The sequence below is a fragment of the Blastopirellula marina genome, assembly GCF_002967715.1.
GTDB lineage: Bacteria > Planctomycetota > Planctomycetia > Pirellulales > Pirellulaceae > Bremerella > Bremerella marina_B.
The window spans coordinates 23235-44235 of sequence record NZ_PUIA01000038.1 but is presented as its reverse complement, the minus strand read 5'-3'; the positions used below and the strand labels follow the sequence as shown (position 1 = coordinate 44235).

Annotated in this window: 20 protein-coding genes; 12 read left to right on the top strand and 8 right to left on the bottom strand. The window is 56.0% G+C overall.

Annotation, left to right across the window (positions count from 1 at the left end):
* Positions 1 to 79: 79 nt before the first annotated feature.
* Both C5Y96_RS14015 and C5Y96_RS14010 read right to left on the bottom strand, forming a co-directional pair.
* The gene (locus tag C5Y96_RS14015) at positions 80 to 1048 is read right to left on the bottom strand and encodes a hypothetical protein (RefSeq protein WP_105354412.1); all 969 of its coding nucleotides are present in this window, start codon (positions 1046 to 1048) and stop codon (positions 80 to 82) included.
* A gap of 58 nt (positions 1049 to 1106) precedes the next feature.
* Entirely contained in the window at positions 1107 to 4169 is a 3063-nt protein-coding gene (locus C5Y96_RS14010; protein WP_105354409.1) for a YCF48-related protein, read from the bottom strand.
* A 171-nt stretch (positions 4170 to 4340) separates the two neighbouring features.
* Between C5Y96_RS14010 and C5Y96_RS14005 the strand changes: the two genes are divergently transcribed.
* The 3 genes from C5Y96_RS14005 (at position 4341) to C5Y96_RS13995 (ending at position 6922) form a co-directional block, all read left to right on the top strand.
* Positions 4341 to 5117 (top strand): hypothetical protein, encoded by a 777-nt coding sequence (locus C5Y96_RS14005; protein ID WP_146115660.1) that lies wholly within the window; start codon positions 4341 to 4343, stop codon positions 5115 to 5117.
* Between the two features lie 71 nt (positions 5118 to 5188).
* Positions 5189 to 6352: an 8-amino-7-oxononanoate synthase gene (gene bioF / locus C5Y96_RS14000; protein WP_105354405.1), complete on the top strand. Its 1164-nt coding sequence runs from the start codon at positions 5189 to 5191 to the stop codon at positions 6350 to 6352.
* Positions 6353 to 6376: 24 nt separating this feature from the next.
* Positions 6377 to 6922, top strand: a complete 546-nt coding sequence (locus C5Y96_RS13995) for an FxsA family protein (protein ID WP_105354403.1) — start codon at positions 6377 to 6379, stop codon at positions 6920 to 6922.
* A gap of 70 nt (positions 6923 to 6992) precedes the next feature.
* Here the strand turns inward: C5Y96_RS13995 and C5Y96_RS13990 are convergent, their stop codons facing one another.
* Entirely contained in the window at positions 6993 to 8507 is a 1515-nt protein-coding gene (locus C5Y96_RS13990; protein ID WP_105354401.1) for an FHIPEP family type III secretion protein, read from the bottom strand.
* Between the two features lie 495 nt (positions 8508 to 9002).
* Between C5Y96_RS13990 and C5Y96_RS13985 the strand changes: the two genes are divergently transcribed.
* Positions 9003 to 10346 carry a PhoH family protein gene (locus C5Y96_RS13985; protein ID WP_105354399.1) on the top strand — a complete coding sequence of 448 codons (1344 nt, stop codon included), beginning with the start codon at positions 9003 to 9005 and terminating at the stop codon, positions 10344 to 10346.
* Positions 10347 to 10406: 60 nt separating this feature from the next.
* Here C5Y96_RS13985 and C5Y96_RS13980 read toward each other — a convergent pair whose 3' ends face one another.
* A complete protein-coding gene (locus C5Y96_RS13980) occupies positions 10407 to 10952 on the bottom strand; it encodes a DUF3841 domain-containing protein (RefSeq protein WP_146115659.1) in 546 nt (181 codons plus the stop codon).
* Positions 10953 to 11067: 115 nt separating this feature from the next.
* Between C5Y96_RS13980 and C5Y96_RS13975 the strand changes: the two genes are divergently transcribed.
* Both C5Y96_RS13975 and C5Y96_RS13970 read left to right on the top strand, forming a co-directional pair.
* Positions 11068 to 12168 carry an alpha/beta hydrolase family protein gene (locus C5Y96_RS13975; protein ID WP_105354395.1) on the top strand — a complete coding sequence of 367 codons (1101 nt, stop codon included), beginning with the start codon at positions 11068 to 11070 and terminating at the stop codon, positions 12166 to 12168.
* A gap of 193 nt (positions 12169 to 12361) precedes the next feature.
* The gene (locus tag C5Y96_RS13970; protein ID WP_105354393.1) at positions 12362 to 13225 is read left to right on the top strand and encodes a hypothetical protein; all 864 of its coding nucleotides are present in this window, start codon (positions 12362 to 12364) and stop codon (positions 13223 to 13225) included.
* Positions 13226 to 13367: 142 nt separating this feature from the next.
* Here C5Y96_RS13970 and C5Y96_RS13965 read toward each other — a convergent pair whose 3' ends face one another.
* Positions 13368 to 13910, bottom strand: a complete 543-nt coding sequence (locus C5Y96_RS13965) for a hypothetical protein (RefSeq protein WP_146115658.1) — start codon at positions 13908 to 13910, stop codon at positions 13368 to 13370.
* A gap of 108 nt (positions 13911 to 14018) precedes the next feature.
* On the opposite strand from C5Y96_RS13965, the gene C5Y96_RS13960 reads away from it, so the two are divergent.
* The 3 genes from C5Y96_RS13960 to C5Y96_RS13950 all read left to right on the top strand — a co-directional run bounded on the left by C5Y96_RS13960 (position 14019) and on the right by C5Y96_RS13950 (position 16494).
* Positions 14019 to 14654, top strand: coding sequence for an adenylate kinase family protein (locus C5Y96_RS13960; RefSeq protein WP_105354388.1), 636 nt, complete (start codon positions 14019 to 14021; stop codon positions 14652 to 14654).
* Between the two features lie 206 nt (positions 14655 to 14860).
* Positions 14861 to 15718 (top strand): branched-chain-amino-acid transaminase, encoded by an 858-nt coding sequence (gene ilvE, locus C5Y96_RS13955; RefSeq protein ID WP_105354386.1) that lies wholly within the window; start codon positions 14861 to 14863, stop codon positions 15716 to 15718.
* Positions 15719 to 15798: 80 nt separating this feature from the next.
* Positions 15799 to 16494, top strand: a complete 696-nt coding sequence (locus tag C5Y96_RS13950; protein WP_105354383.1) for a DUF1080 domain-containing protein — start codon at positions 15799 to 15801, stop codon at positions 16492 to 16494.
* 48 nt (positions 16495 to 16542) lie between these two features.
* Here C5Y96_RS13950 and C5Y96_RS13945 read toward each other — a convergent pair whose 3' ends face one another.
* The gene (locus C5Y96_RS13945) at positions 16543 to 16815 is read right to left on the bottom strand and encodes a hypothetical protein (RefSeq protein WP_158261231.1); all 273 of its coding nucleotides are present in this window, start codon (positions 16813 to 16815) and stop codon (positions 16543 to 16545) included.
* Positions 16816 to 16818: 3 nt separating this feature from the next.
* Positions 16819 to 17406, bottom strand: coding sequence for a hypothetical protein (locus C5Y96_RS13940; RefSeq protein ID WP_105354378.1), 588 nt, complete (start codon positions 17404 to 17406; stop codon positions 16819 to 16821).
* A 232-nt stretch (positions 17407 to 17638) separates the two neighbouring features.
* Between C5Y96_RS13940 and C5Y96_RS13935 the strand changes: the two genes are divergently transcribed.
* Positions 17639 to 18109 carry an EVE domain-containing protein gene (locus C5Y96_RS13935; protein WP_105354376.1) on the top strand — a complete coding sequence of 157 codons (471 nt, stop codon included), beginning with the start codon at positions 17639 to 17641 and terminating at the stop codon, positions 18107 to 18109.
* Between the two features lie 11 nt (positions 18110 to 18120).
* On the opposite strand, the gene C5Y96_RS13930 is transcribed toward C5Y96_RS13935, so the two are convergent.
* Complete coding sequence (locus C5Y96_RS13930) at positions 18121 to 19137, bottom strand: 2-hydroxyacid dehydrogenase (protein WP_233198962.1); 1017 nt, start codon at positions 19135 to 19137, stop codon at positions 18121 to 18123.
* Positions 19138 to 19221: 84 nt separating this feature from the next.
* Here C5Y96_RS13930 and C5Y96_RS13925 point away from each other — a divergent pair, with 84 nt between their 5' ends.
* Positions 19222 to 19839 carry an HAD family hydrolase gene (locus tag C5Y96_RS13925; RefSeq protein ID WP_105354374.1) on the top strand — a complete coding sequence of 206 codons (618 nt, stop codon included), beginning with the start codon at positions 19222 to 19224 and terminating at the stop codon, positions 19837 to 19839.
* Between the two features lie 96 nt (positions 19840 to 19935).
* Positions 19936 to 20982 carry a TIGR03009 domain-containing protein gene (locus tag C5Y96_RS13920; RefSeq protein WP_105354372.1) on the top strand — a complete coding sequence of 349 codons (1047 nt, stop codon included), beginning with the start codon at positions 19936 to 19938 and terminating at the stop codon, positions 20980 to 20982.
* Positions 20983 to 21001: the final 19 nt, after the last annotated feature.

Sequence of the window (21001 nt, the reverse complement as noted above, 5' to 3'; positions counted from 1 at the left end):
TGGGTCGCCGTCTATTTTTCGCATACTTTCGTTATTTTATTCCCCTGGACCCAGATCGACAACGAGCGGTTCGCTTCCATTACTTGAGTCGCCAGAAAGTTTCCCACGGTATCTTCTGCTGCGCGCGAGCGCCCTCAGTCTCGCTGGCGAAACGAGCCGCATCGACCGGGTACCCTGCGGTCTCGGTAATTCCTGGCACATGCTTGGCCCAGTAAGCATTAATGGCCCGCATGGCGACTTCGCGGTGGAACTTGGCATAGATCGAGGCCAGGGCCGTGGGGAGGAAGCATTCCCCTTTGGAGCGAAACTCGATGGATACGTCCAAGGGACCGACCTCGCCGGTGTAGCGACTGACGCCGCGTGACTCTTCCTGAATCTGCCACCAAGTCTCAGGAAAGAAGTGCTGCAAGAGACCGGCGTAATAGTCTCGCCCACCGTGCTTGTCGCAAACGATGCGTACAGCCTGGGGGGATGAGGCTTTGATCTCTTCGAGTAGCCGCCGTACCAGCCCGAGCGATGCGTGCGAGAGCACGGTGCTTTTGTTGCCAATTCGGTCGAGGCGCTCGTTGTACGCTTTCTCGGTCAGAAAGACACTTCGTACCTGGGCCAGTGAAACTCCGCACGACGCACAAGCGGTGGTGAACTGCGAGGTTCGCTCGGCGATTGTCTCCTTGGCGGCGTGAAGTGGGCTGGTATGCTCCCAGCCGATATACCACGGGGCGAGGCCTTGCGGCGTGTCATCACCCAGGTCTGGCTCGCAGCAGCCATGCCAGATGGGGTGGACGTGGTTGAGGGAATCGCCGGTGGAGAGAACCGCTTCTTCCAACAGCGAGAGATCATCGCGTTTGCCGTAGACGACTTTCGAGTCAGCAATCGCCAGATGCTTGCGACCGGGCTTGCGAGCGATGGCATCTTTCAGCAGGTCGTACAACTCGACTTCCGCCAGATCGACGTGACGTTCATCGAGCTGCCAGACGGTACCACCGATGACCAGCGGCCCGATATTGGGGCCGTAACCTGCTTCATCGATTCCGATCAGATATACCACGCTTGTGCCACTTGCGAGAGAACTACGCTTGTTTCAACTCGCACCGTTCTAAGCTGATTTACTGAAATTGCAAGAGACCGAACTCGCTCGGTCCCATTTCATACAGGGCACTGGAAGGCCACGCCTCAGTACCTTCGCTGACGATTACCCGCTGGACGGCCATCCCCCAGGTATCGCCCGGCTTGAGTAGCTGCCCCGATAGTTCCTTGAAAGGAATGGCCGCCTCGACGGTCCAGGTCGCTGCATCCTGATCGGCGGCAACATACCAGTTGGGGTTCCAGGCCAGGTTGCCTGAGAGGGAATCGGCAGTACGTCCGCGATAGTCGACCGACAAACAGTACGACGTGGCGTAATCGCGATCGAGATCGAGATAGATGTGCACGCGATCGCTCGTTTGCAGTTCGGCGTCACGCTCGCGCGGGCGTTGCCCGGGGGCTTCGTAACGGAAGTTCTTCGACTTCATACAGCGAATCGCGAGATAGAGATATTCCTCGTCAAAGCCGACAATCATGGCAGCCGGTGGGGCCCCTGCTTCCGGCGAAAGGGTACCGGCCTGGAAGTCGACCGGCTTGCCGGTTTGCCAAACGCGATCGTTCAAGCGGCCGTCGAGCACGGGCTTAGAGTCATCGTAATTGGCGGTCACAACCGGCGCATCGACACGGCTGTTACCGCGGCCGAGAACCAACTCCCACTGGGCTCGGCGGCACCAGGCATTTTCCTGTCCCAGGTTCAACAGACGACGGATGTACGATTCTCCCTGCCGCGAATGTCCTTGCTCGGCATGTAATCGTTCCAGTAAGAACGCCAGCGATGGGTCGGCTAGGACCTGCGGCATGTTTTGATTCAGTTCGGCAATCAGCTTCTCAGCACGCTCCGGCGATTTGGTCGGGTGGCGGTAGTTGGTGGGATTATCGAACGACACAGTAGCGACTTCACTTGCTTCCACGTCTTCTGCGTCTTCTGGCATTTCCCGAGGAGCCGTCGGAGTCGCGAATTCCACGCTATTTCGATTGAGGAACTGAATCTCGCTGCTCGCGTAGTAAGCGAGAAGCCATGCGGCGGAACGCTCGGCCAGGACGTGAGTGGGAAAGGTACTGACAATTTGATGATGCATATCCGCCGCAAGAGAAAGGTTGCCGCTTTCGTTAGCTTTCTCGGCCAGGTGGGAAAGGACTTCAACGCTGCGTGCCGGCGGCAAGTCCTCCGACAGCTTCAACATTTGCCCTAGCAATAACGCCCCGCGCTGTTCATCTTTGACGGCATGATTGATCATCTCGAACATATTCCGGCGTTTCTGTGCCGCTCGCTGCAGTTGAGCCAGGTCGACCAGCGACATCTGCTGCGGCGGTCGTCGTGCCCCTTTGCCGGCAGGCACCGAAAGATTGGTGAAAATATCGCTCAAGCGACCTTCGATCAGCCCCGACGACCGCAAGACTTTCAATTCCAACGTCGATGGCTTTTCAACCAGCTGACCTGTAGCAATACCACGCGAAACACCAGCGTGCTCGGAAAGGGACATCGCCAGTTGCGGCGAGATTTGTGTTGCATTCAGCGTGATCGAACCGTTCTTACCTTCTGGCACGACACTGCACACCCGGGGCACGGTCCATGGAGCAAGCCCCAGCTCGGACTGATGCTGGGGAAAGCTATCGGCGTCGCCTGCTTTCTCGACGGCTCGTAGCACCAACTGATTGATCATGTAGGCCAGGGGATCTTTGCCGGTCGGATCGGCGTAATCGGTCAGAACGACGGTGGGCTTCCATTGGCGAATGCGCTGCACCAGGTAGTTTTCGGCAGCGGCAAGCCCCTGGCCGTCGTTGGCGGCATCCCAGGTCTTGGCCATTTGATCACCGGTCAACTTGAGCTGTGCATCGTAGGCCGGAAATTGCCAGGCCGTGTGACCGAAGTTCGCACCACTGTGAAGCAGAGCATCTTCGAGTGGCGGACGAGTTTTACCCGTTTGTGGCATGGGACGGTTAATGACTTCCATGCCAGTAAAGTAGCCTTGCGATCCGGCGTGGTGACTCACCAGCTCATAAGGGATGACCGAGGCATCGTGAAAGATGCCCAGCAGGGCCAGGCGTTGGCCCCCTTGTCGCTGGACCGTCCACGTTTGACCGCCGTCTTTGGTGTGTAGGATGGTACCTAGAGAGCCGACTGCCCAGCCGGTTGTTTCGCTGCGAAAGAACATGGCCCGAATGGAGGCCGTCGTGGGAAGCTTTTGCGTCTGGAACGTTTGCCCTCCATCACTGGAATGCAGCACAAAGCTACCGGGATCGCCGGCAATCCACACATGCTTTCCTAAGCGTTCGACCGCGCAGAAGTCGACCTGGCGATTGGTTTGCGGCAGCGGGCCGGGAAGAATGACTTCCCACGACGCACCAGCGTTATTGGAATTAAGGATCAGTCCCCCTTCCCCAACTGCTGTTGCGTCTTTGGCACCGGCAACCACAACATCTTGCATGTCTCGTAGCGGGTCGACAAGGATCGTCGGCTTGCGAATTCCGCCGCGATCGGCCAGCGAGAGATTCCCACTAACGCCTGCCAGAAGGAGTTCACCACCAGGCAGCACGGCAAACTTTTGAAAACGGGTGTTCTGAGTACCTGGCAAACTTCGCCAACTGCGGCCCCCGTCGCTGGTTTCAAACAACCCGGTCGGAAACATGTGCGAGCCATGACCGACGGCCCAGCCATGGCGGGTATCTTCAAACCGCACGCCGGTCAGCTTCGGCAAGGACTGCTCTGGCATCGTATTCCACGACATCCCTCCATCGCTGGTTGTCAGCACAACACCACGCGTTTGGCTGCTGTACGGCTGTTGATAGCCGCCCACCGCCCAACCATGTCGCGGGTCGGTGAAGTAGACACTCGCCAGATGGGCATCGGTGCCAGAGGGGATTTGCTTCCACTCACTTCCGCCGTCATCGGTATGCCAGATTGCCCCATGATCGCCAACGGCAACCCCATGACGATCGTCCACAAAGTTCACGTCATTCAGTTGGGCATCCAAATACCAGGTCCCTGGCACCTCGGCCTGGACCGGCGACGCTAGCACGTTCAAGCAGGCCCACGAAACAGCACAGGCAAGAAGTCGACCGATGTTTGGAATGAGTCCGTTCATTCGCGAAACCACGATAGAGAGGGGATGCGTACGAGAATTTGGACGGAATCTTAGAAGAATTCGCAAAACCGTGCCAATCCGGTTCGTCCGACTTTAGAGAATTCGTGCGAACCAAATCGAGAAAATTGCGATAAACAGTCTTAGTGTCCACACCTTCTTGGGGAGAGGCCCATGTTACCGCGAAATTGGAGAACGTTGCCGCTGCTTGTTTCAGGCATCTGCTTACTCGTTCCCTCGCTGCTAGCAGCGGCACCTCAGGCCGACTTCGAGAAGATCCTTTCCCCCATTCTGGAAGATGCTGTCCGCCGGTCGCTACCGACGTCGTTCAAAGATGAATCAGACTGGGGAAGCACGCACGAGTTTACCAAACGCCTCAAAGTCCGTGGCAAGTGGGACAGCTTAAAGCTGGAACGGGTGCGTGAAGCGAAGAACCATGGAGACTGGGTCCGCTACCTGGGACATATCGAAGACCCGAATCAGCATGTGCGGATCTGGATCGAGAATCTGAGCGTCGGCCCAACGCGATCGACCTGCCAGATTCATGCCCGGGTCGAGTTTCAAGGGGAAGCCGAGTACCAACAGTGGGTCCGCGGCGTGCGGCTTCTTGGCGTGAGCGTGGTAACCGAAGCGACGGTCAAGATTCACCTGGATGTGCAGCTTGACAGCAAATGGGACATGTCGAGCCTGGTGACATCCGCCGAGCTAACCCCCACAGTCACCGGAGGGCAGATCGAACTTGAGCGGTTCTACGTTCACCGTATCGGCAAGGCGCATGGGGAAGTGGCCGAGCAAATCGGCGAACAACTGGAAGGAACGCTCGCCAAGAAGCTGGCCAAGAAGGAAGAAAAGCTCGTCCGCGAGGCAAACAAGGCGATCGCCAAAGAGCTGGAAAACGGCACCGTCAAGCTCGACCTGGTCGACTATCTGAAGAAGCAACTGCTCAAGTAGGGTCAAGCCCGTTTGAGCGTTAGGCCTGCTTGCGAAATAATAAGTGTAGACCCCTATTTCGCGAGAACCTCATGTTTGACCCCTTGGCCTGGATTCCCGAACAACTTGATCTGCTCCATGCGATGGAGCGGCGGCGGGCGATCCACGTGCGTTCGACCCAACAGGGCGCAACGGTTGCCTGGAAAGAGCAGCAGCTGATCAACTTCGGCAGCAACGATTACCTCGACCTGGCCGCCGATCCGCGCGTGCGCGATGCGGCCCAGGCAGCGATTGCGTCGGAAGGATGGGGCAGTGGTGCCAGCCCACTGATCACGGGGCGCGGAAGCGAGCAGGCCCGGCTCGAAGTGGAGTTGGCCCGGTTCGAAGGTACCGAGGCAGCGCTAACGTTCTCAAGCGGGTTTGCGGCCAACGCCGGTACGATCGACGCGTTGACCGACCGCGGAGACGTCATTCTCAGCGACGAAAAGAACCATGCCAGTATCATCGACGGTACGCGGCTTTCCAAAGCGACCGTTCGCGTTTACCCCCATCGCGATGTGAACTACCTGGAGAACCTGCTGAAGCAGTGCGGCACGTTCAGGCGGCGTTTGATCGTAACCGATACCCTATTCAGCATGGACGGCACGATCGCTCCGCTGAATGAACTGGTCGACCTGGCCGAAAAGTACGAAGCAATGCTGATGGTCGACGAAGCGCATGCGACCGGCGTGTTCGGCGAACATGGACATGGGCTGTGCGAGCAGTTCGGTGTCGAAGACCGCGTGCCGGTGCGTGTCGGGACGTTCAGCAAGGCCCTGGGTGGACACGGCGGCTTTGTGGTGGGGAGCCAGATATTGATCGATTACCTGGTGAATCGCTCGCGGCCGTATGTCTTTTCGACGGCGGCCCCCGCGGCCAATGCGGCAGCCATGCTGGCCTCGCTGCAGATCGTGCAGAAGGAGCCTGAACGACGCCAGAAACTGATGGCCAGTGCTGAGTTTCTGCGGGACGCTCTGCGCGGGCAAGGATGGAGCTTGGGGGATAGCCACAGTCAGATCATTCCCGTGATCGTAGGAACGGAGTCGCTGGCGATGGACCTTTCGGCGAAGCTCTTCGAGCGAGGGATGCTGGTCCCGGGAATTCGCCCCCCTTCGGTGCCGGACGGCGAGTGTCTCTTGCGGGTCAGTCTTTCTGCGGGGCATACGCGGCAGCACCTGGACACGTTGGTGGAAGCGATGGGGCAACTTCGTTTCTAAGCATCCGAGATTGGCGACGAATAACTGCGTGTTATCATTCCCCTAGGCGATCTCCCTCTTTCAACACGGATTAGAACCATTCAAGTTTTTGCCATACTCCTTGTTCTCTTTGTCACCGTTCCGCTAGTGGAACTCACCCTGCTGCTGTGGCTGGCCCAGTACGAAGGGTTAGTCGTCACGCTGGGGATCGTGCTGTTTACCGGCATCCTGGGGACGCTGTTGGCACGTAGCCAGGGATTTTCGACCTGGCAGAAGATTCAAACGCAGATGGCCAAGGGACAGATGCCTGGCAGCGCGATGGCCGATGCGGCGATGATCTTCGCGGCAGGTGCCTTGCTGATGACGCCGGGCCTTTTAACCGACGGGCTAGGCTTCCTGCTGCTGATTCCTCCCTGCCGCGAGTGGATGAAGAAGCGGTTTCTCAATTGGGCCAAGTCGAAGTTCCATATCCAGGCCACGACCACCGTCGACGGCGAAACCCACACCTACACCAGTTCACCTGGCAAGTCGGAAATCGTTGACTCCTACGTGGTACCAGACAGTAAGCAGCACAAGGCTCTGGAAGACTAGCCGTTCAAGAAACAAAAGATGGCCACCGACATATCGTCGGCAGCCATCCTACGGAGTTACTTTCGTTGCGTTAACGTGGCCGTCGCGGCGGTAACTCTTCCGCCATATGCTCGGCCATCTTGGTTTTGGCAGGTCGATAGGTGGTGTCCTTCGCCACCGCCGGATGCGGATTGCGTTTGACGGTTGCCTCCAATGCTCCGACTTCTTCGGGCGAGACGATCATCTGCCAGTAGATGTCATTCCCCCGCGGAATTTCAGCCAGGCTAAGGACCGTTATCTGCGGGAAATGTGGAGACAAGATCTGCCACAGGCGGTTCCGCAGGTCGGACGAAACAATGACCGCGACCGGCCGTTGTTGCTCGTCGAGCCGCTGAAACGATTCACGCAGCACGTCGACCAGGCGTTCCAGCCAACCGCGCACGTGCCGACCGGCATCCTCGTCGCTCATCTGCAGCAGCGGGGCTTCCAGGTCTCGGTCGAGACCGATCGCATGGACCTTACCATCGGAATCGATGTAACGCTGTACTAACTGTCGACCGAGTCGTACGCGAACCATCGCTACCAACGCCTCGACCTCTTGGCTGCGGTGTCCGTGCAGGGCCAGGATCTCGACAATGCGGGAGAAGTTCTTGATTGACTCCCCTTCTTCCAGTAGTCGCCGCAAAACAGCGTGCAACATGGACACTGTCATCGGGCTGGAACGGATCTCGTCGAACTCGCCTGGCGAGCGATCGCGCAAACGTTCCAGCAGTTCCCGCACGTCACCCAGCGTCAATATCTCGTGGGCGTGACGGCGCAATGTTTCCTGGAGATGCGTGATCACCAGCATCGAAGGATCGATAACCAAATAACCAAGCTGTTCGGCTTCCTGCTGCTGATCCGAGGTGATCCAAATACCAGGGCCGCCGAACGTTGGGTCTATCCCGCGAACACCTTGCAGCGTTCCGCTGGAGGTCCCCATGTCGAGTGCCAGGTACTGCCCTGGCCCCAGTCGCCCGCGAGCGACCTCGTTTTGATCGATGAGGATCCGATATTCCTGATCCCCCAGATCGAGCGAATCACGCAGGCGCAGTCGGGGAATCACGATCCCCAGCGAGTCGGCCAGGTGACAGCGAATCGCTGAGGTTCGCTGCATGATGTCGGTCGACTCAGGGTGAACGAACTTGACCAGCTTTTGCCCTAATTCCAGGGTCAAACGGTCGACCTCGAGAAACGCTTCCCAAGGTTCGGCCGTGCTCTCTGGGATGGGTACAGGCTCACTCTCGACGATTGATACCGGCGTTTCTGCATGAAAATCCGGCAGCACCGGAACGTCTAGCAGTTCTTCATCCGCACAGCGTATCGCGACAATGTGATGGAAATGGACCAAGGCCTCCGAGCCATCCGTTTGGGGTCCATCGTCACCAAAGTCTGTCACCGAACTAGACCAGGGAGCATCCTCAGACTCTTGCGAAGTCGAGGCATTAATTAGACGGACGCAGTCTTCGTAAACTGCGGCCAATTCTCCACGTAAGCGAACGTGGCCAAATGTCGATACATAAACTTCCCTGCCGATGTAACGAGCCAGAATCGACGCATAATCCATTGAGAACCTTTCGTCTCAAAAGGTGCACGACTTGGATCTCGCAACCATCCGCGAAACCGCTTCCATGTTATGAACGATTGTAGGCACTGCCCCTGATTGGCGGCAACTCAAAGAACGGAGTTTTTCGATCTTTGTGCTGTCCACCTGGGTAGACTTTCCCGAGAGGCAAAGTTCTGGCGAAGGTTCCGCAAAGTTTCTCGCAAGTACACGTTACGTCACTGGCGCAAAACATCTAAATGCTAAAACGGTACGAACCTGAGAAACAGGGATATGTCCCCTGGGGTATAATGGCTTGAAGCACGGAAATACTCAGAGGTGGCCATTTCCTGCAATCCGCCTATTTTCCTGAAAATGGGAAAAGCGGGCTTTTCCCAGGATGGTACCTCGGTCACAATCCAGCTAAGCAATGGATTGTGACCAAAAGGGACGCACAGTTGCCCTTCGACTCGGCATTTCATTCTCGCGTGCCCATGGTCCCGTGCAAACGGAGAACGCATGATTAGTCAGTTGGTGCAGACCCAGTTGAAGCTTTTTGTTCTCGACACCAATGTTATCTTGCACGACGCAAGATCGTTCCAAAACTTTGAGGAACACGATGTGGCCTTGCCCATCACCGTCCTCGAAGAACTGGATAGATTCAAAAAGGGTAACGAGGACATCAATTTCCAGGCCCGCGAATTTCTTCGCCAGATCGACCAGATGACCGGCGATCTTCTCTCGGAAGAAGGAGCCAACCTCGGCGAAGAACAAGGCCGCCTCCGAGTCATCATCACAAACGAACTTGACGCTCGATTGCATCAAGTTTTTCTTCACGACTCGCCTGACAATCGCATTCTGAATACGGCCCTTCATCTGCAACGCTACGTCAAAGATCGTCGCGTGATTCTGATCACCAAAGACGTGAACTTGCGGATGAAAGCGAAGAGCCTCGGCCTTCAAGCCCAAGATTACATCAACGACAAAATCGAGAGCTTTGATAGTCTCTACTCGGGACGCCGCATCCTTGAAAACATCACGACCGAACAAATCGATCGTTTCTACCAAGACTCTGGCAACGTTCACCTGGAAGACTTTCCGGAAGTAAGCGACCCGATCGCCAACGAAAACTTTGTCCTGCGAAACGGCTCGAAGTCGGTCCTGGCGACCTTCAATCGCGAAGATCAAGTCTTGCGGCGAATTGAAAAGTACAGCCCGTACGGCATCAAGCCTCGCAACGCCGAACAGGTCTTTGCCATCAAGGCTTTAATGGACGACAACATCAAGTTGGTCACGCTGGCCGGCAAGGCAGGCACCGGTAAAACGCTGCTCGCACTTTCCTCGGCACTGGCCTGCTCGTCGGCCTATCGTCAGATCTTGCTGGCTCGACCGGTGGTTCCACTATCCAACCGAGACCTCGGCTACTTGCCTGGCGACATCTCGGCCAAGATGGATCCCTACATGCAGCCGCTGTTCGATAACCTCTCGGTGATTCGGCATCAATTCAACGACACCGATAAAGAGGCCCAGCGTATTACGCGTATGCTGGAGCAGGAAAAGCTGGTCATCACGCCACTGGCCTACATCCGCGGACGCAGCTTGCAGCGGATGTATATGATTGTCGACGAAGCGCAGAACCTGACCCCGCACGAGGTGAAAACCATCATCACCCGGGCAGGCGAAGGAACGAAGGTCGTCTTCACCGGTGACATCAACCAGATCGACCATCCGTACCTGGATAGCCTGTCGAACGGATTGTCGTACATGATCAACCGCATGAAAGGGCAAGATCTGTACGCACATATCTCGCTCGAGAAAGGCGAACGCTCGGAACTGGCTGATATTGCCAGCGAACTGCTTTAATGCGGTGACTGAATCACGAAGTTCACTCGAATGCCCACGTCAGAAGCGTGGGCATTTTTTCTATCGAGCTTTGAAGTGAGTTGTTTTCACGACATCCGAAAGCTCAAGCAAAGGCAAGCAGGCTTGAATGTATCGCTCTTCAAGCTTCCCCCAATACCGATAGTCACCAAATTTTAAATCGAAGATATTCTCCCAGCTCGCTTCGATCTCCTTCTGTGTGACTTCACCTCGTTCCTCTCGCCGTTCTACTCTTTTGTTGTCTGCTTCCGAACGCGACAGATGCGAATTGTTCAGCACGCAGTGCCAAAGCTCAAACTGCGATAGAAGTACCCGATGGGATTCGACGTTTAGCTGCAAGAGAACGCCGTGTGTTCCAGGCGGGAGGTGCCCGGTCGCCCTAAGGTCAGGACGAGGCCTGCCGTTGCAGTGGCGATACCAGGCCCAGACCGGGTACTGGCAGTGCAAACTCCGCTTTGCCATCTGCCTGACCATCCATCGGTACGATCGTTCGAAAACCTCACATTCAAGCTGAGGGTCAGCAATCAAGCGGCCTTCGCGAAAGAGCTTTTCCGCCATCTCATCGGTTTGTATCGACCAGAGTTGCACGTTCTTCGCTGCACAATTGTGAGGATAATTGAACGGGCGACTTTATTTCGCGTCGCAAAGCTGAGAAGCTATTATAGCTGCTACCCTGCCTTCCCTCCTGCCAGAGATCCTACCGATGACTATCATTCGCTTCGCTGCTGCTTATTTGACGCTGTTTCTTTTCCCAGGGCTCATCTTCGCTGAGGATGCCCCTCAAGATAACAATGTCACCCACAGCTTCAATCTTCTCGGCCAACAAGTAACACCGGCCCAGATGTACAGCGCCACGACGCCCCAGCAGCATGAAGCGTGGCACAAGAAGATGCAGGCAACGGTTGTCGACCTGCTGGGTGAAATGCCGGAGGCTGTTCCGCTGGAAGTGAAGTGGACGGAAGAAGAGAAGTTCGAGAAGTTCACGCGGCATAAGATCTACGTGCGGACCGAGCGCAACTATTGGGCTCCCGTTTATTACTTCGTACCGCATGAGTTGCAAGGGAAGACGCCGGCGATTGTCTGTCTGCACGGGCACAGTGGCATCGCCCCCTACATTCGCCTGAACGAAACGCCGGAACAAAAGAAGAAGACCGACGAGAGTGCTCTCGATTACGCGGTGTTTATGGCCGAGCATGGCTACATCACTGCGGCGATCGTCGTACGCGGCTGGAACGAAACGGTTGGGCGGCAAGACTTCGGCATCAAGTATCCACCGCGCAGCTGCCACGAAACGACGATGAACGCTTTCCTGATGGGGATGACCCCGCAAGGAATTCGCTGCTGGGATGCGATGCGAGTGATCGACTTTCTGGAAACACAGGACCAAGTCGATGCAACCCGGATCGGTGCGTGCGGGCTATCAGGAGGCGGAACACTGACGATGTACCTGCCGATCCTGGACGAGCGGGTCAAGCTGGCGATGATCGCCGGGGCCTTCTCCGAGTATCGCACGTCGATCTACGCGATGCATCACTGCATCTGCAACACACTGCCTGGCATCATGCGGGAAGGGGAGATGGCCGATGTCGTCGCGTTATACGCTCCGCGGCCGGTGCTGCTGATTAACGGGATCGATGATCGAATCTTCCCGATCGATGGTGCCCGGAAGGAATATGCTCGGCTTCAAAAGGTGTACCAGGTGCTCGGACAGCCGGAGAACGTCGATGCCGACTTCTTCGAAGGAGGGCATGCCTGGTCGAACAACAAGACGCTCGCATTTTTGAAGCAGCATTTCGGCCAGTAAGAGAACTGCCGTCCGGTTTCGTCAGGTCAATACTAGGGCTGACTGTGCGAGCCCGAGCAACACGAAGGGGGAACCTGAATTAATTTCATCAATTCTCGCTGATTCTTCGCAACCCAGCCGTGGCTTGCCCGTTAACCATGCTAAGCGCCCATTCTTATCTCCAAAATCTAACTTCTTCCGAGGAAGGCTAGCGATGGCTCCTACGATTCCTGCGGTCCCCAGCAAGGACGGAGATGTCAACACGTACAATTTGTTGAACATTCCGGCCAACACGCCTCGGCTGTATTATGTCAACGGGATTCGCAACAGCGCCAAAGATCATGCCCTGACGGCATCACTGCTTTCCATTCTTTGCGAGCACCCAGTTCAAGGTGTTTACAACCAGTCGAATGGGGCCATTTTGGACCTTGGGCAGTGCCTGTTGGACTACACGCAAAATGCCAGTGCCCGGGTATTTGGAAACCGCAAGCTCGTTCCTGGCAAGACCCTTCGGGATGACGAGGTTCAGAAAATCGTTGACGAAACAATCAAAGGTTCATTCGTCTGGAATCAGGCAACCGTTACGCTGTTTAAAGAAGTCGCGAATAACTACGGCCGCAACACGTTGATTGTTGCCCACAGCCAAGGGAATCTGATCACTTCGAATGCCCTGTTCATTATCGAACGCGTCTTCGGTTCCGCAGCCCTGAAATATGTTCGCGTTTACTCGTTGGCCTCCCCATCGCCAGCCTGGCCCTTGGGACTTCGCTATACCAACGGTGGCGGTGGGCGTCAGGAGAACGCGTTCATGAACGATCTCGTCTCGCTACTTCGCCCCCACAACCTGGCGGCTAAAGTAGGTGTGACACGTTTCCAAAACGCCGGCGACTTCCGTACTCACGCCGGTGCCGGCACAGTCAGCCTGACTCCCCACGGTGTGAACGAAAACATTGCCCTGAACTTTCTCCAATCGATCCGAGTCGACCTGGGAAAGACGAAAGAGTTCGCGCCCGACTTCCTCGAAAAGTCGAACAAGATGGCCGAAGACGCAATCAAAATGATTGGCGTGAATAAGTAGCGGTGTTGGCATCGTGCGTCGACTTTATCTCTCGCTGCTGATCGTGTCGCTAAGGCACCTTGTTGTCCTCGTCGTGGTGCGTGCAAAGAAGGAATTAGAATCCGCGTTTGCGGGGCTAAAAACACAGATAAGTAGTTCCAGTCTACTGGTTTGCCGATCCGAAGATACTTTGCTTGTTTTCGATCACCCTCACCACGCCACTGCATCCCATCAGTAGCAGACCTGCCAGCCACAGATAGTAGCCGACGTATCGCTCAGAGACGCCTGGATGATCTTTCATCAGTAGGAAAAATAGGCACAGTAGCAGTACGACGAATGCTCCGATCGTTCCACTTTGAAATGTTTTCTCGTCCAGAAGCGAAATGACCATCACAACCATCGCAAAAAGATTGGCCAGCCAGGCGATACGGCAATAGATCACATCGGAAGGATCGGGATCATATTCGGGGCCAGGGGTCACCGCCACTACCGCGGCTAGGCCGGCACACTGCAAGCCCAGCATAGGACTTCCATGCTTGACGCTGGGTAAGACGAGACTGATCATCACCAGCAGGCTTCCGGCAAATCCAATTTTCGAGGGTAGGTCCATGGCGACAGCAAATTTAAGCGTTGGTCCTGCGTTACCAGGTGAACCGCCGATTGCTTTCAGGAGCAACGGCGTTGCCGCCGACAGAACCAACCCCACCCACATTTCCCGCGTTTGCCAATTCCGCTGGGGCCGGTTAAGTACTACAATCGACGACTTGTCTTAGAAAATACCCCACGACTAGATTGATTTCGCAAGGACGTCGCCATGCACAAGTATGTGTTCATGGGCGTACAGGGTTCCGGTAAAGGAACTCAGGCCAAACTATTAGAACAGCATCTGGATCTGACCCACATCGGTGTCGGGGACATCTTGCGATGGAACATCAAGAACCACACCAAGTTAGCGGCGAAGATCAAGCGTATTCTAAACGCCGGTAAGCTGGTCGATGACGAAATCGTTGAAGAAATCGTCCAGCGTCGACTGCAAGAGCATGACTGGAACTTCGGCTTCATCCTCGACGGCTTTCCGCGGAATGCCAATCAGGCCGCGTTTTTCCTGGAAAGCTACGACATCGACGCGGTCGTCCATATCGTGGTGCCGGACGAGGTGATCAAAAAACGCGTCCTCGCTCGCCGGTTGTGTGAAGATTGCGGGGTCGACTTCAACGTGATCGATCACCGCCCGAAAATCGAAGGTCGGTGCGATATCTGCGGCGGAAAGCTGATCCGTCGGGCCGACGATACGGAAGAAGTTCTGGCCAATCGTTTGGCCGAATACCACGAGAAAACCAAGCCCGTGCTCGAGATCTTCCGCCGTAAGGAACTGGTCGTCGAGGTTGACGGAACCCAAGCTGTCGACGTCGTTCAGGCCGAGATCCGTAAATCTATCAACATCATTTAGATCCCCCCCTCTCGGGCCGATACAACTCTTTCACGCAATTCGCATAGCAGGTCCTGAACCTCGCCCTCATTCGACTGTCTGGCAGGGAGCATGAAGTTTACTAACTCCCATCTGGGAGCCCCTAAGAGGGCTCTAGGGCAAGTTCATAGGATTAGGGTATAATGCGAGTTTCCACCCCTCACACCGAATCTCCCAGTAAGATACCCATGTCTGCGAAAGTCTATATCAACGGGAAGTTTTTCGCCCCCAACGAAGCAATGGTCAGCGTTTTCGATCATGGCCTACTGTATGGGGACGGGGTGTTTGAGGGCCTGCGAATTTACAACGGAAAGATCTTCCGCCTAGAACAGCATATCCGCCGTCTTTATGACTCGGCAAAGGCCATTTGCCTGAAAATCCCGATGACGTCGGCAGACCTGACCGAAGCCTGCCTGGAGACGGTCAAGCAGAGCGAATTCACCGACGGGTACATTCGCCTGGTGATCACGCGAGGTGCCGGCACCTTGGGCCTCGGCCCCGAGCGCACCGAGAATCCGCAGGTAATCATCATCGTCGACAAGATCAAGCTCTACCCTCAAGAGTTCTACGACAACGGTCTGGCCATCATCACGGCCTCGACCATCCGCAATCATCCGGCAGCCCTGTCGCCGCGGATCAAGTCGCTGAACTACCTGAACAACATCATGGCCAAGATCGAAGCCAGCAACGCCGGTTGCCTGGAAGCCCTGATGCTGAATCACAAGGGGGAAGTTTCCGAGTGTACGGCGGACAATATCTTCATCGTCCGCGACGGCAACCTGCTAACGCCACCAACCGATGCCGGTATTCTGGAAGGGGTTACCCGGGACGTGGTGCTGGAACTGGCTCGTGAAGCTGGTATTCCGACCTTCGAGAAGACGATGACACGCCACGATGTCTACGTGGCTGACGAGTGCTTCATGACCGGAACGGCCGCCGAAGTGATTGGCGTGGTGAAGGTCGACGACCGTGAAATCGGCGATGGCAAGCCTGGCCCGATCACTCGTAAGTTGAAAGCGCTTTTCGTAGAACATACGATGAGCTAATGCATTTGGGAGCTTCGTGAGGCATTGCGAGTCGTCCCAAGTGACGCCTACTCTCAACTCACTCCTGGAAGGTCCCACCCATGCATCGACTCAGCTTGTGCCTCGCTCTGATCCTTTCGTGTGCCTCGACGGCCCTACTATGCGCCGACGAACCCAATCAACTGACGGCCGACGAGAAGGCCCAAGGCTTCCAGCTTCTCTTCAACGGTACTGGCCTCGAAGGCTGGAAGCATAACGGCAACTGGAAAGCCAACGACGGCATCATCGAGCGAACAGGCAAAGGGGGGGATATCGTCTATGATGTGAAGCCTGTCCCAGACGACTTCGAGCTACGCTTCGAGTGGAAAGTCGCCCCAGGCAGCAACAGTGGCGTTTACTATCGGCCTGGCCAGTACGAGTACCAGATTCTCGACAACCAGCGACATCGCGACGGCAAGACGCCTGACACGAGTGCCGCGTCCCTCTACTACTGCATCGCCCCTTCGCACGACGCAACCAAAGAGCCGGGGCAATGGAACACCGGCCGAATCGTTTGCCAGGGAACCGTCATCCAGCATTGGCTCAACGGCGAGAAGGTTGTCGACATCGACTACACCAATCCCGATCTTGCGCAGCAAGTAGAAAAGCTCAGAGTACGCGGTGCCAAGCTCGATTCCCGCGGAGCGAAGCTAAAACTGCAAGACCACGGCGACCCGGTCTGGTACCGTAGCGTACGGCTGCGTCAGTTAGACGGCGAGGAAGAACTCGACAAGTCGCCGCTGAAAGAAAAGAAGTAAGCAACTCGGGTGCTGCCCGAAGCCGCATCCTATGTTCATGAAAACCAACTAGGCCGCCTCTCCTTCGCGGAGGTTCTTGGCGGCCTCGCTTTGCTTGGGCGGCTTGATCTGCAGCTCGAGTTCGGCGATCTCTTCTTCGAGGTTTTCGATCTCGCGCTTCTTCTCCTGAATCAGCTTTTGCAGCGTTTCAATCTTTGCCTCTGGCGTCATGCGAGCCAGACGACTGATCACGTCCATCGCCAACAGCCCTCGCCATACACGCAGGGCCAGACCACGCATGCGGTATACACGCGTCGCACGGGTTACATGTTGTAGACGCACTATTTACGTCACACGGAAGGCCCGGAGAAAAGCGACCAGCGGCAAACAAATGATAAGCAGGTCGACCCAGTGCGTCTTTAAGTACAGCATCTTTTTGTCGACGATCGAGAACATCACGATGAATTCCATCGTGAAGGCCAGCCAGGTAATGCTGTAGCCCGTTTCGACGATGGCTTGCAGTGCCCGCGAACGCTCCAGTTGTGCTGCCCACACGAAGTCGATCGCCAGCAGAGGAAGAATCATCACCGCGACGATGATCATCGGCACGCTAAGATCGCGTTCAACTTCTTCATGCAGGTCTTCGTCAATCTGTCGCCACCCCAAAATGGGCAGCCACATTCGCGAGCCGTCTTGCATATCTCGCCGGGCGAGACGTAGCGGCGGCAAAACGCACGCGTAGAGAGTTTCCCACTTGCGAGGGCTATCGATCGCAAAATGCCACAGCGATTCGGTCCAGAAGATGGGATACATGGCCAATGTCAGCCAGAAAAAGGCCATAAGCCGGAAGACCGAAAGATGCTCTTCCCGCGTCATGTACTCTTGAACCGTGAGAGCAAAAAACGCAAGAATAGCCACCGTTGCCATAAACATGGGAATGGCTAAGACTTCGTCGCTTATTTGCGTCCTGCTTCTCAATTCCGACAGCTCTGGTTGGATCCGCTAGTAAGTAGGGTGCGAGGTTTTCTCGGATTCGCGACGACAAGTCAACCTCGACTTACGCCCCATGACAAACGATGGCCGAGTCGTTTATTCTAACGGTTCTGGATGAAACATGAAAATTGCCGTCGCTGGCAGCCCAATCCCCAAGTGATAGCACCGAACGATGAATTACTGGTTGATGAAAACGGAGCCGGAATCGTACTCCATCGATGACCTGGCGAAAGAAAAGAAGAAGACGACTTTCTGGTCCGGCGTTCGCAATTACCAGGCTCGGAATTTCATGCGGGACGACATGAAAAAAGGAGACCTGGTTCTCTTCTACCACTCCAACGCCAACCCTCCATCGATCGTGGGTGTGGCCGAGGTCGTTAAGGAAAGCTATCCCGACTTCACCTCGTGGGACAAGAACGATCACCACTTCGACCCGAAAAGCACCATCGAGAACCCACGCTGGTTCATGGTCGATATCCAGCTGAAAAAGAAGTTCCCCGAACCACTCGGCCGCGACCAACTTACCGGCGTGAAGGCATTGGCTGATATGGAACTGATGCGAAAAGGCTCGCGTCTCTCAGTTCAGCCGGTGAAGAAGAAAGAGTTCGAGGCGATCCTGAAGTTGGCGAGCGTGACGCTCTAATTCCAACCAGATTAAGAAACCTTGACCTCATTCGTCAGCTCTTCTCCAGCCGCGAACTCGTTCAGATTCTGAACGGTTACCTGGGCGATGGCTTCTAATGCGTTTTGCGTGAAGAAGCCTTGATGCCCAGTGACGAGGACATTCGGGAAGGTCACCAGCCGGGCAAATACGTCGTCTTGAATGACCGACTGAGACTTGTCCTCGAAGAACAGTTCCGCTTCTTCCTCGTAGACGTCGATCCCCAGCGAACCGATTTGGCCTGATTTCAAACCATTGATCGCGGCCATGGTATTGATCAGGCCCCCGCGGCTGGTGTTGATGATCATGGCTCCTGGTTTCAGCTTGCCGATCGCCGCTTCACCGATCAAATGCCGGGTCGCAGGCAGCAGAGGACAGTGCAGCGAGATAATGTCGCTTTGCGCAAGAACTTCATCGAGCGGCTTGTACTTCACCCCCCATTTTCGGCAATCTTCGGCCTCGTGCACGTCGAAGGCGAGCAGATCGCACCCGAACCCATGCATGATCCTGGCAAAGATCTGCCCGATCTTACCGGTACCGATCACGCCAACCGTTTTGCCATGCAAATCGAAGCCCAAGAGGCCAGAGAGCGAAAAATCCCCTTCACGGACGCGGTTGTACGCCTTGTGATATTTGCGGTTGAGCGTCAGGATTAAGCCGACGGCATGCTCGGCCACCGCATAGGGGCTGTAAGCCGGCACCCGGGCAACCTGGATTCCCAGTTCGTGGGCTACGGGCAGGTCGACGTTGTTGTACCCAGCACAACGCATGGCAATCAGCTTGGTCCTCCCTTCGGACAGCTTTTGCAGCACGGCGGAGGAAATCTCGTCGTTGACAAAGCAGCAAATGGCCTCGAAGGGGGAGGCCAGCGGTGCCGTGGTCTCGGTCAACCGGGGTTCGATGAAAGTCCACTCGATATCGGTCCCGTCGGCTGCGGCCAGTAGAAACTGACGGTCGTATGATTTCGTTCCAAAGACGGCGACTTCCACAAGCGTTCCTTTCTCATTCATGTTCTCTCGCCCCTGCGGGGAGAGGGCTAGGGTGAGGGGGCATGATTTTTAGTCCAGCATCCATACCGAGCACAATAACGTACCATGACTGCACTCTCCCACCTCAAAGGCATCATCTTCGATATGGACGGGACCCTGGTTGATTCGGGACTCGACTTTACCGCGATGCGGGCCGAGATGGGGCTGCGGCCGGGCATTCCTATCTTAGAGCAGTTAGCCGAACTCTCCCAAGCCGACCGCGCGGCCAAAGAAGTGATTCTTCATCGTCACGAACTCGAAGGGGCGAAGCGGGCCTCATTGATCGACGGTGCCGATCGGCTGCTACAAGCGTTGGCTAGGGAAGGCCGGCCAATGGCGATCGTCACGCGGAACAGCACCGAGAACACCCGGCGCACGCTGAAATTTTTGAACATCGGCCACTACTTCGACATCGTCATCTGCCGGGATGATGGGCCCCACAAGCCTGATCCGTGGGCGATTCTCGAGATTTGCCGCCGCTGGCAGATGACCGTCGACGAGGTCGTGATGGTGGGAGACTACGAGCTCGACATTCAGTCGGCCCTCAATGCCGGCTGCCCGAGCGTCCTTTTCACCGAAGGGAAGAATCCGGCAACCGTTGAGGGAAATGAGCACGCCACACATTCTGCGACCCATTTTGACGAGCTTTATCATCTGCTAGCTCCGCGCGAAGATTCGATCTAGGTCGCATGCAGGCAATGTGATACGATCCAGGCTCGTTTCCCCATCGGCTGGGGCATCTCAGCCGTGTTTGGTCCCCCTCAAAAGCGGAAATCCTCGATGAAGAATGGAATCTTCCTCGCGGCGTGCATGGCCATGGTTGGCCTCGTCAGCAGCAACAGCTTTGTCCTGGCCCAAGGCAACACCGGCCAACCTCTCGGACTGGCTCAAAATGGGCAGCAGGTCAATCCGCAGCAGAATCTTCAACCCGGCATGGTTGGCGGTCAGGCCCAAGCAGGCCAGGGTCAGATGCCAGCTCCGTTCCAGGTAACTCCTCAGGAACAGAAGTACATCGACGACATCCTGCAGTTCTGGGAATTCCGCAGCAAGAAGGTCAATCACTACGAAGCCAACTTCGAGCGTTGGGAATACGATTCGGTCTTCGGCCCTGCCGATACCCACAAGACCTACAGCAAAGGCATCATCAAGTACGAGCAGCCTGACAAGGGGCTGTTCAAAGTCGAATCGATTCAGCATTACACGCCCCCCAAAGAAGCCGGCAAGCCGGCAACTTACGACTTTCGCCCCGCCGAAGTCCTTGAGCATTGGGTGTGCGACGGTGCTTCGATCTTCGAGTTTGATGTCGCTGCCAAGCAGTTGAAGATCTGGCCGCTACCGCCGGAACAGCAAGGGCAGGCAATCACCAACGGCCCACTGCCGTTTTTGTTTGGTGCCAAAAAGGACGAGATCAAGGATCGCTTCTACCTTCGCGTTTCTCCTTACCAAGGGAACAACCCGAACGAGTATTGGCTGGAAGCCTGGCCAAAGCGACCTCAGGATGCCTCTGAGTACCGTTACATCGATATCCTGATCGACCGCGAAGAGTTCCTGCCGTTCGCCATCTCGGTGTTCGATCGGGAATACAATCCCAATGCCACGCCGCCGAACATGCCCAACTACTCGCGAACGGTTTATCAGTTTTCCGATCGCAAGACGTACGAAGCCGGTGGTCTGACGGCGAACCTGCAAGCGATGTTCAAACGCTCGTTCTATCAGCCGCAATTGCCTGCCGGCTGGCAGCGAGTGGTTCAGCAAACGCCAGGTGCTCAGCAACCAGGGCAGGGGCCGGCCAACGCCGTTCGCCCCAATCAAGCGATGCCTCGCTAGTAGCTATATCGCCCAAATC

Bases quoted from the DNA above. Each gene is read 5' to 3' on its own strand.
- C5Y96_RS14010 (WP_105354409.1), bottom strand. From the start codon at position 4,169: ATGAACGGACTCATTCCAAACATCGGTCGACTTCTTGCCTGTGCTGTT.
- C5Y96_RS14005 (WP_146115660.1), top strand. From the start codon at position 4,341: ATGTTACCGCGAAATTGGAGAACGTTGCCGCTGCTTGTTTCAGGCATC.
- bioF (WP_105354405.1), top strand. From the start codon at position 5,189: ATGTTTGACCCCTTGGCCTGGATTCCCGAACAACTTGATCTGCTCCAT.
- C5Y96_RS13990 (WP_105354401.1), bottom strand. From the start codon at position 8,507: ATGGATTATGCGTCGATTCTGGCTCGTTACATCGGCAGGGAAGTTTAT.
- C5Y96_RS13985 (WP_105354399.1), top strand. From the start codon at position 9,003: ATGATTAGTCAGTTGGTGCAGACCCAGTTGAAGCTTTTTGTTCTCGAC.
- C5Y96_RS13975 (WP_105354395.1), top strand. From the start codon at position 11,068: ATGACTATCATTCGCTTCGCTGCTGCTTATTTGACGCTGTTTCTTTTC.
- C5Y96_RS13970 (WP_105354393.1), top strand. From the start codon at position 12,362: ATGGCTCCTACGATTCCTGCGGTCCCCAGCAAGGACGGAGATGTCAAC.
- C5Y96_RS13960 (WP_105354388.1), top strand. From the start codon at position 14,019: ATGCACAAGTATGTGTTCATGGGCGTACAGGGTTCCGGTAAAGGAACT.
- ilvE (WP_105354386.1), top strand. From the start codon at position 14,861: ATGTCTGCGAAAGTCTATATCAACGGGAAGTTTTTCGCCCCCAACGAA.
- C5Y96_RS13950 (WP_105354383.1), top strand. From the start codon at position 15,799: ATGCATCGACTCAGCTTGTGCCTCGCTCTGATCCTTTCGTGTGCCTCG.
- C5Y96_RS13940 (WP_105354378.1), bottom strand. From the start codon at position 17,406: ATGTTTATGGCAACGGTGGCTATTCTTGCGTTTTTTGCTCTCACGGTT.
- C5Y96_RS13935 (WP_105354376.1), top strand. From the start codon at position 17,639: ATGAATTACTGGTTGATGAAAACGGAGCCGGAATCGTACTCCATCGAT.
- C5Y96_RS13930 (WP_233198962.1), bottom strand. From the start codon at position 19,137: ATGAATGAGAAAGGAACGCTTGTGGAAGTCGCCGTCTTTGGAACGAAA.
- C5Y96_RS13925 (WP_105354374.1), top strand. From the start codon at position 19,222: ATGACTGCACTCTCCCACCTCAAAGGCATCATCTTCGATATGGACGGG.
- C5Y96_RS13920 (WP_105354372.1), top strand. From the start codon at position 19,936: ATGAAGAATGGAATCTTCCTCGCGGCGTGCATGGCCATGGTTGGCCTC.